Origin of the sequence: Nocardia sp. NPDC046473, from assembly GCF_040645995.1 — a bacterium.
Lineage (GTDB): Bacteria > Actinomycetota > Actinomycetes > Mycobacteriales > Mycobacteriaceae > Nocardia.
The window spans coordinates 240,080-253,031 of record NZ_JBEYZJ010000012.1 but is presented as its reverse complement, the minus strand read 5'-3'; the positions used below and the strand labels follow the sequence as shown (position 1 = coordinate 253,031).

Annotated in this window: 6 protein-coding genes; 4 read left to right on the top strand and 2 right to left on the bottom strand. The window is 65.5% G+C overall.

All coding sequences use genetic code 11. The features are described from left to right. Window positions 1–40: 40 nt before the first annotated feature. Window positions 41–313, bottom strand: a complete 273-nt coding sequence (locus ABZ942_RS38280) for a hypothetical protein (RefSeq protein ID WP_357390996.1) — start codon at window positions 311–313, stop codon at window positions 41–43. An 889-nt stretch (window positions 314–1,202) separates the two neighbouring features. Between ABZ942_RS38280 and ABZ942_RS38275 the strand changes: the two genes are divergently transcribed. From ABZ942_RS38275 to ABZ942_RS38265, 3 genes are all read left to right on the top strand, one after another. Then, a complete protein-coding gene (locus ABZ942_RS38275; protein WP_357390994.1) occupies window positions 1,203–1,760 on the top strand; it encodes a lasso peptide biosynthesis B2 protein in 558 nt (185 codons plus the stop codon). Next, window positions 1,676–3,427, top strand: coding sequence for an asparagine synthase-related protein (locus ABZ942_RS38270; protein WP_357391184.1), 1,752 nt, complete (start codon window positions 1,676–1,678; stop codon window positions 3,425–3,427). Before ABZ942_RS38275 ends, ABZ942_RS38270 begins: the two co-directional genes overlap by 85 nt. Window positions 3,428–3,497: 70 nt before the next feature. Further along, entirely contained in the window at window positions 3,498–4,166 is a 669-nt protein-coding gene (locus ABZ942_RS38265; protein ID WP_357390992.1) for a lysophospholipid acyltransferase family protein, read from the top strand. A 1-nt stretch (window position 4,167) separates the two neighbouring features. Here ABZ942_RS38265 and ABZ942_RS38260 read toward each other — a convergent pair whose 3' ends face one another. After that, on the bottom strand, window positions 4,168–11,004 hold the full coding sequence (locus tag ABZ942_RS38260) for an amino acid adenylation domain-containing protein (protein ID WP_357390990.1): 6,837 nt from the start codon (window positions 11,002–11,004) through the stop codon (window positions 4,168–4,170). Window positions 11,005–11,859: 855 nt separating this feature from the next. On the opposite strand from ABZ942_RS38260, the gene ABZ942_RS38255 reads away from it, so the two are divergent. Further along, window positions 11,860–12,879: an alpha/beta hydrolase family protein gene (locus tag ABZ942_RS38255; protein WP_357390988.1), complete on the top strand. Its 1,020-nt coding sequence runs from the start codon at window positions 11,860–11,862 to the stop codon at window positions 12,877–12,879. Window positions 12,880–12,952: the final 73 nt, after the last annotated feature.

Sequence of the window (12,952 nt, the reverse complement as noted above, 5' to 3'; positions counted from 1 at the left end):
AGCCTAGGCGTGGCTGCCCCATGCCGCCGAGCGCGCGGTGTCAGCACGTCGAGGTCTGCTCCGGTCGGACGCTTCCGGCCGCCAGGAACGGCAGGAACCGTGAAAGAAAGTCGTCGACGCCGGGCAGCGCGAGGATGCGGGTCACCGCCGCGCACACGGTGACCAACTGCGCGACGGCGGGCACGGTATCGACACCGCCCGCGACCGCGACCACGGGAATGAGCGAGGCAAGTGCGACCAGCACGGCGAAGACCGTGCGAGCGGTTGCCTGCCAAGGGTGGGCGACCTGGGTCGGGATGGCGATCTCGGACATGGTGAATCTCCTTGTGTTCGTCGACCTTCCGATGTTGCGGATGGGCTTTGGCGGCGTTATGACTGCCTTCATCGCAGCCGCGGCCTGCCTGCGGCGTCCCCGTCGATCCAGGATGGCGGCTCCGGGCCCGGCCGGATACCGACTGTTCCGGGTCGTAGAACGGCCAGCCGCAGCCGTTTCTACCGGCTGGGGCACTGACGAATTGCGTCAACGGGGGTCTGCCGCCAGCCGCTTGCACAGGTCCGCATCGACAGCGACACCAGCGACGTCGCACCCCCGGCGGCGCTGTGCCCCGCCCCCTCGACCAATGCCCGCTCAGCAGGATCCAACAGGCCGACTCCGTCCTCCGCTGTCAGCTCAGAAGAATCAGCGGGACCCTGATTGCACACTCCGGTATGCAACCATTCATCCCTGCCGTCGGCCGTGGGTGAAGCCCCGAATTCCTGCGAATATCGACCACCACTCGACCGACACCGGCATCGGCCGAAGAAGCGGCCGACCCGATACCCTCCTCTTCTTTTTCGGTAGGAGTGCCTGACCGGCACCTATGCCGTCGACTGCCCGATAAGTTGGCAGCAATTATGGCAGTCCTGCTGGACCTACTGCGACATTATCGCTCTCTTGTTTTTCTATAATTCCTAGTCGCGCCAGCTGACCTTGTCGGATCACGACGAGACTGCTACCCTCCGATTAGCAGGTATATACTGTGAAAAGCATTGGGGGGAGGTGAATACTGTGCATACCACTACGATTGTCCAGGATCTGGGCGATGCGACCGAGCTGACCCTGGGTTGGAATGACGGCCTGATTCCTGATCCGGCACACGGCGACAGATTCCTCGGTTAATCAATCAGCACACGAGTACTCCGCTTCTGCAGAAAGCCGGCCGATGAGCGACGATGATGCCGTGCACAGAGCCTGGTCCAACGGGCATTGGCTCGAGCTCGACCTCCGAACCAATCGTTACGGCTTAGCCGAGGCGGAGCATCTCGAATTGGCGCAGCAGCGCAGGCTGCGCAGGCACAATTTACTGCTCGAAGACGTACGAACCGCACCACGGAATCTCATTCCCGCGCCATCGATGGTCGGCCGTTTCGTGCGAGCGCAATTCATTGCACACCGATCGCGTCATCTGAAGATAGCCGACCAGGTACGCGTACTACAGAGTCGGTCCCAGCCGCGACCGACAACCACACTCGACGTGGCCGAGACCGCTGCGGCCTATCAGTACTTACGAACATTCCGGCCGGACCGAGTCGCTTGCTTGGCGGACTCGGTGGCCGCCTACCTGTTCGCTTCGGCTTATCTGCAGGACATCGAATTCGTCGTGGCAGTACGTTACCCACCGTTTCATGCCCATGCATGGGTCGAATCTCAGGGATACATCTTGAACGACACAAAGAAGAACGCCGAGGGATTCAGCGACATGCTGAGGTTCGGGCGATGAATCTCGACACCGACCGGATCGAAATGGCCGCACGGTCGCTGTGTCGGCTGGAGCTGGCCGGATCGATCACGGTCGATGTCGTCGACACGCCGGTCGACGCGGTCTCCGGCAGCCCAGCCCAGGTCGAACCCGCGAAGCTGAACGGTCGTAGCGCTCGCGAAGTCGCTTCGATCCTGCTGCGGTGTTATGCCGGGGACACCGTCTTCATTGTTCGATCCCCTGATGAATCCTATCTCGTCCGTCCGCCGTTCTCGGAGGTGCTGGTCTTCTATCGGCAACGCCCATCCGGGGTTGTCGCATGGAGCGGAATCTATCTCCCCGACGAGATTGCCGCGGATACCGGAGAATGGGATCGGGAGTACCTCGGCGGGTCTTTGCTGAATCCCGGCTGGATCACCAACCGCACCGGGTTCCGGCAGATCAAAGAGCTACTCAGTGGCGGCATACTGAGTGTCACCGATACCACGGTGCATAATTATGATGCCATGCCAGAATTGGTTCGCGACGTGCGGCCCAATCGTTCGCTCTCATTCGACGAGGCCACCCGGCTCGTGCGCGATCAGATTTCGAACAGCGTCGCTCACAAGACCGTTTATGGCGAACTCGGATTCAGTATCGCATCGTCCGGCGGACTGGATTCATCGGTAGTCGCAGTCGCCGCGGCGAAAATATATCCGGAATCTCCGATACACCTGATGAATACCTGGCGAAACGACGACCCGCGGAGCGATGAGCGGATCTATTTCGCCGCGCTGGCCGACTCGATCGTGTCGATTTCCGATTATATCGAGACGGCACACGGCGCTTCCCGAACAGATCTGTCACCTGATCTATTTCTGCCGTCACCCAGACCGTCCAAAATGGTGGTGGCCGGCCCGCTGAACGCGAAGATCCACCGGACGGCCGAGGCGCATGGATCTCAGGTGATCCTCAGCGGCGACGGCGGTGACCAGTTGTTCCTCCGGGTTACTCGATCAATTCTGACCGAGCAGTTGATTCGTGAGGCGCGCAACCCGATAGACAAGGCGAAAGCGGTCATCGGCGTGGCGATTCAGCAACACGAATCGCTGTGGACTACCCTGCTGGATGCCTGGTCCGGCGCAGGCCGGAAACACTTTACCGAGAATGTACTCGGCGCCCACGCATTCAAACCCGTTCCGATTACCGGCAGGAGCCTCGGAAGTGTGCCGAGGCAGCCCGCGCCCGGCCTGCGGGAAATCGTGCGAGAAGACATATCCCGAGGCTTTCAGTACGCCGGCCTGCGGATCGCGGAATTCAACAGGATCCCACTCGCGGGTACCAGCGTGTACGAGCGGAAGCCATACGTGTTCTGGCCACTGATACGGCTGTCGCTGCAGATACCGCGATCGGTGCACTGCCATGCGGGCCGCGATCGGGCTGTGGAACGGGCCGTGTTCGCGGACACGCTGCCGCCGGAAATCGCTCGCCGGATGGGCAAGGGCGGCGGCGGTATCGCGACTCGGTTCGACTACCGGCAATTCGCGAGAAACCTGATCGGATCCGAGTTGTGCACCTTCGGACTGCTCGAGCAGGACAGCCTACTCGAGCTGTCGCAGTCCGATGCGATCGACGACGAAACGGTTTTCACACTGATCCGCGCACAAGCCACCAAGGAGTGGATGGACCGCTGCGCAGCTGGGCAGTAGGTTCGGACTGCGCGACCGGCGTCGGTAATCTGGTTCGAGGGCTGGCAGGCCGAATCGTGTGGGGGTAGCAATGAACGAGGAATCGGTCCGGCGGCCGAAGGGGCTCGGCAAGCGCGCATGGGTGACCACGAAACTGGTACGCCGCCTGCTGCGCGCACTCGCCTGGTCGAATGTCGTGCGGGTCACCGTGATCGGCCGCGAAGCCGTGCCGATCACCGGACCGGTGATCGTGGCCAGCAATCACATCTCCATGCTGGACGCGGTCTTCCTCTGGGGCGCGCTGCGACGCCGAGCCGTCGCCATCGCCATGGCGGAACTGTGGTCGTGGCCGGTGGTGGGCTGGCTGGTGCGCCGGCTCGGCCAGATCCCGGTGCTGCGCCGGGACAGCGAATCCGGCCAGACCGCGCTATCACAGGCCGAGCAGATTCTCCGGCACGACGGCGTCCTGCTCATCTATCCGGAGGGGCGGCTCGTCGCCCCCGACGAGTACGAACCCTACAGGCCCGGCGTCGCGAAACTCGCGCTGGCAACCGGGGTTCCGATCATCCCCGTGGGGACCACCGGAACCGACCGGGTCCTGCCCATGCGCCGCACCCGCGGCACCGGCCCCGTCTTCGACCGCAGCCAGCAGGTGACGATCCACTTCGGCGACCCCATCGACCCCGCCGACTTCGACGACCCCGAGAAGCTGCTCGATCACCTACGCCGGCAGATCGAAAACCTGCGCGTCGTGGATTGACCTATTCGTTGGCGCTGCCGATCGGGGTCGGCAGGAATCCCGACTTCATGAAGACGCCGATATAGGTGTCGAGCACGCTCGCATCGATCGGCAGGCAGGTGATCGCGCTCCCGGCGAGGGCTCGTCTGGTGTTCGCGCAATCCACCACGAGGTCGGCCGCGCCCGCCGCGTAGTTGCCGCCCAGGAGGGCGGCACGAACCAGGGAGTCGTCGCCGGCCAGGTAGCGGGCGTTGGCCTCGTCGGCGAGGCGGAGCCGGATGGTTTCGAGTGTTTCGGTCTCGATGGGTAGGCCGTGTTTGCGCAGGCCCTCGAAGATGTCGCGGATCGCTAGCGGGGTTCCGTTGACCAGGTGATATGCGGTGTCGGGAGTGGCGGCGAGGGATATCTCCACGATGGCCCGGGCCACGTAGGTCACCGGCGCCAGCGAGATCGTCGCGTCTGCGACGTCAGGGGCCATGCCGAGGACGGCTGCCGCGCGGATCATGTTCCAGAACGAGTCGTCGGCGCTGTTGACGCCGACCTGCAGGTCGCCGGAAACCAGCCCGGGGCGGTAGATCCGGGCGGGCACACCGCGCTCGGCCGCCTGCAGGACCAGTTGCTCCGCGGCCCACTTGCTCGCGATGTATCCCTGCGCAGGCAGTTCGTCGGCGCTGATCCGGGTGGTCTCGTCGACCGGTGCGCCGGGATGGACGGTGGAGACCACGGTGTTGATGGTGGAGACGAAATGGACCGGCTTGACTCGGTGAGTTGTCGCCAGGCGCAACACCTCTCGGGTTCCCTCGACGTTGGCGGCGCGCAGGCGGGAGTACGGCTCGAGGTGGTTGACGTGGGCGCCGTTGTGGTAGATGACGTCGATCCGTTCGGCGAGCCAGGCGTGGCCGGTCTCGGACAGCCCGAGCGACGGTTCGGCGAGATCACCTGGCACGGGGATGATCCGGGCCTCCGGTGCGTCGCCCCACAGCTGGTACCGCCGCAATGCGTCGTAGATCCGGTCGCGGGCCGCGTCGACGCTGTCGGCCCGGACCAGACACCAGACGACGGCGTCGGTGCGGTCGAGTAGTTCACGCAGCAGGTAGGCCCCCACGAAGCCGGTCGCGCCGGTCAGCAGCACGTCGCGTGCGGGCCCCTGGCGGCTCGGTTCGAGGCCAGCGCTCGAAACCTCCGGTCCGAGTACGGCATCGGCGGTGATCATGGCCGGGCTGTGCACCGAGACGTCCTGACCATCGATGCGTGCGGCAAGGCTGCGCACGGTGGACGCGCTGAAGAGCGTAGCGACGGGCAGCTCGAGGCCGAGTCGAGCCGACAGCGCGTGCTGCAGCGTGAGGGTGAGCAACGAGGTGCCGCCCCGTGCGAAGAAGTCGTCGTCGGCACCGACCTGCTCGACGCCGAGCACCTCCGCGAACGCCGCCGCGACTGTCTGCTCGGTCCGGGTGGCCGGCGCGCGGAAGGTCGCGGCGGCAAAGATAGGTTCCGGCAGCGCCTTTCGATCCAGCTTGCCGACCGGCGTCAGCGGAATCTCGTCGAGCGCCACGATCGCGGCGGGCACCATATGCCGTGGCAGACTGCGTTCGGCATATTCGATGAGCCGGTCCGGGTCGAGCTCACGGCCGGGCACCGCACGCACATACGACACCAGAATTGTTTCCCCGGTGCAGGTTTCGTGTCCGGTCGTGACCGCGAAGTCGGCGTCCTCGTGCCCGCTCAGCACCGCGTCGATCTCGCCGAGTTCGATGCGGAAGCCACGGATCTTCACCTGGAAGTCCGAACGCCCGACATACTTCAGATCCCAGGGAATTCGCGCGAAACCGGCGGCGTCGGCTCGCTGTGCCGGCGGCGCGTTCCAGCGCACCAGGTCGCCCGTGCGGAACATCCGCGTCCCCGGCTCGCCCCATGGATTCGCGACGAACCTCTCCGCCGTGAGCCCGGCGCGCGCGTGATAGCCGCGGGCCAAGTTCGCTCCGGCCAAATACAATTCGCCGGTGACGCCGGGCGGCACCGGATGCAACCGCGCGTCCAGCACCACAGCGGATACGCCGTGCACCGGCCCGCCGATGGTGATCTCGCGGCCCGCGGTCTGTGCGCCGAGGGTCACGGCGATGGTGGCTTCGGTCGGACCATAGGCGTTGATATAACGGCGGCCCGGCTGCCACTTGGCCAGCAACTCCGGTGTCGTGACATCGCCGCCGACCAGCAAGGTCTCGGTCGGCACGCCGGTCGGATCGACGGTGCTCAGCACCGCCGGGGTGGCGCTGCAGTGCGTCACTCGCTCGTCGCGTAGGACCGCCGCGAACTCGGGCCCGCCGATCACGGTGGGCGGCAGGACGACCAAGGTCGCACCGGCCGACAACGTACACAACCATTCGAACGCCGCCGGATCGAAACTCGGCGAAATCGAGTGCAGCAGACGGTGCGTCGGCTCGAGTGCCAAGACACCCACGGTATGTTCGATCAGCCCGGCGAGCCCGGCGTGGGTGACCATGACCCCCTTGGGCACACCGGTCGAACCAGAGGTGTAGATGAGGTACGCCGGATTGTGCAGGCGCAGTGGGGCAATCCGGTCGGCATCGGTGATCGGCGCGGCCGATCGGCGCGCGCACACCGCCTCGATGGCCGGATGATCGAGTATCAGCCAGGTCACGTCGTCGGGCAGGCGATCGACATGCTCGGTGTCGGTCAGGCCGATCACCGCCGCGGAATCGGTCACCATATGCCGTACCCGATCCACCGGATACGACGGATCTACCGGCACGTACGCGCCACCGGCCTTGGTGACCGCCAAGACCGCCGCAAGCATCTGGTAGGAGCGCGGGAAGGCCAGCGCGACAAGACGTTCCGGCCCCACTCCGAGACTGATGAGGAATCGCGCGAGTTTCGACGAATACTCGTCGAGTTCACCGTAGGTGATCGATCGCCCCTGGTCACGCACCGCGATACGGTCGCGTCCCCACCGCATACCGCGCAGCAGCAGGTCCGGCATCGCCGCGCCCGCCGTCGCGTCGGGGTGGACCCGGGTGAGCGCGGCGTACTCGTCGTCGGCCAGCAACGCGAGATCACCCACCGGCAGTTGCGGCCGGCCGACGATCGCCGCGAGCAACCGCGCGAACCGGTCCGCCATCACCCGAATCGTCGCTTCGTCGAACAGATCTCGCGCGAACGAGAACTGCGCGGCCATACCCGCGGCCGTCTCCCGGACCGCCAGCGACAGATCGAACTTCTCGATTCCGGGCTCGAAATCAACTGCGGCGACGCGTAATCCGGGCAACTCGAAGGTGGCATCCGGCAGATTCTGGAAGACGAACCCGACCTGGAACAACGGATTACGCGCCGTCGACCGATCCGGGTTCAGCGATTCCACCAGCCGCTCGAACGGGATATCGGCGTGTTCGAACGCCCGCAGGTCGACCTCGCGCACCTGCTCGAGCAGCGCACCGAAGTCATCCTGTCCGGCGACCCGAGTGCGCAGCACCAGCGTGTTGACGAACATGCCGATCACCGCGTCGAGTTCGGACTCGCCGCGGCCCGCCACCGCCGTGCCGACGGCGATGTCGTCGGTGCCCGACCACCGGGCCAGGAAGATCGCCAATGCGGTGTGCAGCACCATGAACACCGTCGCATTGTGCGCACGAGCGAGCTCGGCCAGTCCGTGCCGCACTCCGCTGTCGATCGAGAACCGCACGTGCCCACCGGCAAACGACCGCGTGGGCGGGCGCGGGCGGTCGAAGGGCAGTTCGAGCTCGTCGGGCAGGTCGGCCAGCGTAGTGCGCCAGTAGTCGACCTGACGCGAGATCAGACTGTCCGGATCCGCCTCGGTACCAAGCGATTCGCGTTGCCAGATGCTGAAATCGGCGTACTGCACCGGCAGCGGCGCCCAATCCGGTTCCGCACCAGCCGATCTGGCCGCGTACGCCATCATCACGTCGCGGGTCAGCGGCGCCATCGACCAACCGTCACTGCAGATGTGGTGCGCGACGAACACCAGCACGTGCTCGGTCTCGGCGGCCGTGTCGACCCGGAACAGACTGGCCCGCAACGGAATCTCCACCGCCACGTCGAACCCGGCGGAAGCTACTTCGATGATCCGTGGCAGCACGTCGGCCACCTCGACCAGTTCCGGTTCGAGGTCGATCACCGCTTGTTCGGCGGGCAGGATCGCTTGGTAGGCAACATCGTTGTGCTGCGGGTACACCGTGCGCAGGATCTCGTGCCGCGCGATCACGTCGCCGATGGCCCGGCGCAGCGCCGCGACATCCAGGTCGCCGGTCAACCGCACCGCGAGGGGGATGTTGTAGACCGCCGAGTCCCGATCGAACTGGTTGAGGAACCACATGCGCTGCTGTGCCATCGACAGCGGGATCCGCTCTGGCCGCGGCCCGGCCACCAAAGCCCGGCGCCCCCCGGCGCCCAGGTACCGCCCGACCTCGGCGGCCAAGGCGGCCACCGTCGGCGCGGTGAACAGCAGTCGCGCGGGCACCCGCGCGTCCAATGCCGCGCCGAGCCGGGCCGCGACCTGCGTGGCCAGCAGTGAGTTGCCGCCGAGTGCGAAGAAGTTGTCGTCCAAGCCGATTCGGCCGGCGCCGAGCACCGACGCGAACACGTCGGCCACCGCTGCTTCGGTGGCGTTCTCCGGCGCGCGGAACACCGCGGTCTCGACTACCGGCGCCGGTAGCGCCTTGCGATCCAACTTGCCGTGCGCGGTCAGCGGTATCGCGTCGACGACAACGAACGCCGACGGCACCATGTATTCGGGCAACACCCGCGCCGCCTCGGCGCGTAGCGTCGCAACCTCCGGTTGCCCGACCAGATACGCCACGATCCGCCGGTCACCAGGTACGTCCTCACGAACCACGACGGCGACCTGGCGAACCGACGCCGAAGCCATGATGGCGGCCTCGATCTCGCCGAGCTCGATGCGGAATCCGCGCACCTTCACCTGATCGTCGGCACGTCCCAGGTATACGAGATCACCGTCGGAGTTCCACGAGGCCAGATCGCCGGAGCGGTAGAGCGGCGATCCGTCCGCGACAAAGGGATTCGCAACGAACCGCCCCGCCGTCAATCCCGGATTGCCGAGATAGCCACGCGCCAACTGCACGCCGGAGACGTAGATCTCGCCCGACACTCCCGTCGGTACCGGATTCAACCGGTCGTCCAACACCCAGATGCGCAAACCCGTTATGGCAGTGCCGATTACGCTACGGTTGCTCGCCGAGACCTGGTGCATGGTCGTGTGGACGGTCGTTTCGGTGATGCCGTACATGTTCACCAGCTGCGTCTCGCTGTGGCGGGCGCGCCAGTCATCTAGCCGGCCGAACTCCAGCGCCTCGCCGCCGAACACGATGTACCGCAACGACAGTGCGGCGAGACCAGTGTCCGCCGACACTGCGCGGTCCGCGTCGGCCAGTTGGTAGAACGCCGAGGGGGTTTGGTTGAGCACGGTCACTCGCTCGTCGCGCAGCAACTCCAGGAATTGGTCGGCTGCTCGCGACGTTTCGTAGTCCACGACGACCAACGTGCCGCCGTGCAGGAGTGGTCCCCACAGCTCCCACACGGAGAAGTCGAACGCGTACGAATGGAACATCGTCCACACGTCACGATGGTCGAAGTTGAACTGCGAGCGCGTGTTTGCGAAGAGCGCCACGACATTGCGGTGCGGGATCTGCACGCCTTTGGGACGGCCGGTCGACCCGGATGTGTAGATCACATACGCGAGGTTGTCCGGGTGCAGCGTGCCTATCCGGTCCGCGTCGGTCACCGGCGAGTCATCCGGAAAGTCGCTGTCGTGCACCGTGATCGAGGGTGCCGTAGTGGGCAGCGTGCCGCCCGGCGCTGTCACCGCACACGCCGGAGCCGCGTCGGCGAGCAGGTACGTGATCCGGTCCGCCGGATACGCCGGATCGACCGGTAGATAGCCGCCGCCGGCCTTGACCGTCGCGAGCAGCGCGACCACCAGGTCCAGCGATCGGGGCAACGCCACCGCCACCAGACTTTCCGGACCGATACCGAGCGCGATCAGCTTGCGCGCCAGCCTGTTTGCCCGGACATCCAATTCGCGATAGGTCAGGGTCTCGGTGCCGAATTTGACCGCGGTCGCGTTCGGATACGCCGCCACCACGTTGTCGAACAGCCCGGCGAGCGTCATCTCCGGCCTGGGCGACGCGGAGCGCGGGAACAGGGTGGCGAAGAACTCGCGGAGTGGTTCCGGCCGGTGACGATCCGGCTGCGCGCCGATCGTGGCGACCTCCGCCTGGGTCACCGGCACGGCGTCGAAGATGCCCGTCGAGCCTGCGGTCACATAGGCGATGTCGTCCGCTTGGATGGGACGCAAGCGATCCTGGTACGTCACCGGATCGCCCGACAGCTGAGCGAGCTCGGCGAGCACACCGGCCTCATCGACCATCAGCCACTCGATCGAACCGGAATCGCGGCCCGAGCCGGACCACGGCGTACCCGCCGTCAGACCGAGCGCCGGTCGCGCGTCGGACAGCAGGTACTCGGCCTGCTCCGCCGGTGCGTTCGGGTCGACCACGACGAAACCCGCGCCGGTTTTCGCCACCGCCCACATGGCGGAAACCGCCCCGATCGAGGACGCGATGGCCACCGCGACGAGGTCCCCCGACCCGACGCCGCGCTCGATCAACAGCCGGGCCAACCGCGACGACACCTCGTCGAGCTCGCGATAACGCAGCACCGCTCCCGGCAGCAGCACGGCGACACCGTCGGGATCGGCCTCCGCCGCCACCGCCAACAGCCGCGGCAGGATCGCTGCCTTGAGCCGTCGCGTATGCACCGGCCGTGTGCGCACTGGTTCTCGCACCGGCCCGGACGCGTTATCGGTCACACCTATCTCCCCTACACATTTGCTTTACCCCAGCAGATTGCTCATAGCTCATCGCCGGTTATTGGTCAGTTGACCAGTTCGCGACACGGAGACTTTTTCGGGTCGGTGACGTCGCCGTCGCCCCCAACCGTCGGATTCCTATCACGAACCCGACCTACTACCGCACCCTGGGTCTTCCAATTGAAAGTAGCCACTCAATAGCTCTTTCCCCGGAATAGTATCCGGAATGGTTTGGATTCTGCACCGAAAGGCGCTCGAGCGCCACCCGGCTTCAGCGCGTCATGGCTCATCGCGGACAGGCGGGTCGGCCGCCGCCAGTTAACCAAACCCCGGCCCTGACCGCCAAACACCTTGATCATGCCGGACCGACTCCCCGCGGGCACCGAACAGGCTGACGTGCGCGATCACGTCGGGATCAGGTTAACGGCCTGCGTCCTATTTACTAACACTTCTACGCAAGCCACATTGCTTGCCATTTGCCACACCTAACATTACAGGCCAACTCGGTGACTCAACCCACATATACCATTTGGATATAATTAGGATTCTGTGATGATTTGATTACGTCGATCAATCCACTTGATTGCACACTGCTGCAAAACACAGTCAGGGCCTTTCAGCTCGAGTCGTGCGCACGCCGGGATACTGCGGGCACTCCGCGCGCGAGCGAGTCCGCCGCCGACTGTCCCGGTTCCGGCGCCGCGACCCGACGAGTCCACCGACGTGGGTACAGTCACTCAGCGGCGCTGTTGTGTAACAGTTTTGCCGCTGCGGAAGACGCACTGTGTGGGGATTGGGGCGGCCCGCGCCGGTCGAAGCACAGCCGATAGGGAGTACTAGATAGATGCAGGTTCGATGAAGCTCACCGCACTACGCAGCACCGCCACGCTGCGCACCACCGTTGTCGCGCTCGCCGCCATGTTGTCCGTGAGCCTGCACGGCGGGACCGCGTCGGCTGAGCCGCAGAAGCCGTCGGCCGTCTCGTCGATCACCAAGGACGGACGCACCTGGCACCTCAAGGTCTATTCCGCCGCGATGGGCACCGATGTCGCGATCGACGTGCAGCGTCCGGCCGACGAGTCGAAGCCCGCACCGAACCTCTACATGCTCAACGGCCTCGACGGCGGCGAGGGCACCGCCAGCTGGCAGGCCCAGACCAACGCGCTGCAGTGGCTGTCCGACAAGTCGGTCAATGTCATCCAGCCGATCGGCGGTCGCGGCAGCTATTACACCGACTGGCTCGAGCCCGATCCGGCGCTCGGCGTGAACAAGTGGAAGACCTTCTTCACCGAGGAGCTGCCGCCGCTGCTGGACAAGACGCTGCAGTCCACCGGCCGCAACGCGTTGACCGGCCTGTCGACGTCGGGCACCTCGGTGCTGCAGCTGGCCGAGGCCAAGCCCGGCCTGTTCAAGTCCGTCGCCGCGTACAGCGGCTGCGCGCAGATCGCCGACCCGGCGGGTAAGCAGTTCGTGAAGCTCGCCACCGAGACGTGGGCTGGTGGCAACACCGAGAACATGTACGGTCCCGACAACAGCCCGCTGTGGGCCGAGAACGACCCGGTGATCAACGCGGAGAAGCTGCGCGGCACCCTGCTCTACGTCTCCAGCGGCAGCGGCATCCCGATGCTGGACGACGTCAAGTACTACCTCGGTAGCTCGCCCGGCCCCTCCGGCGCGGTCAACCTCAGCCTCGGCGTGATCATCGAGGCCGCCGTCAACGGCTGCACGAACAACCTGAAGAACCGCCTCGACTCGCTGAACATCCCGGCGACCTACCAGTTCAACCCCGTCGGCACCCACTACTGGCCGTACTGGGAAGAGGCACTGCACAATTCGTGGCCGATGCTCGCCCAGGGCATGGAACTGCCACACTGATCACCGAAACGGGAGGAGCCCCTCGGACTCCTCCCGTTTCCATGTCACTCATCGATGATTATCGATCGACTTG

Coding starts and splice junctions, on each gene's coding strand:
- ABZ942_RS38270 (WP_357391184.1), top strand. CDS start 1,676: ATGGGTCGAATCTCAGGGATACATCTTGAACGACACAAAGAAGAACGC.
- ABZ942_RS38280 (WP_357390996.1), bottom strand. CDS start 313: ATGTCCGAGATCGCCATCCCGACCCAGGTCGCCCACCCTTGGCAGGCA.
- ABZ942_RS38265 (WP_357390992.1), top strand. CDS start 3,498: ATGAACGAGGAATCGGTCCGGCGGCCGAAGGGGCTCGGCAAGCGCGCA.
- ABZ942_RS38275 (WP_357390994.1), top strand. CDS start 1,203: ATGAGCGACGATGATGCCGTGCACAGAGCCTGGTCCAACGGGCATTGG.
- ABZ942_RS38255 (WP_357390988.1), top strand. CDS start 11,860: ATGAAGCTCACCGCACTACGCAGCACCGCCACGCTGCGCACCACCGTT.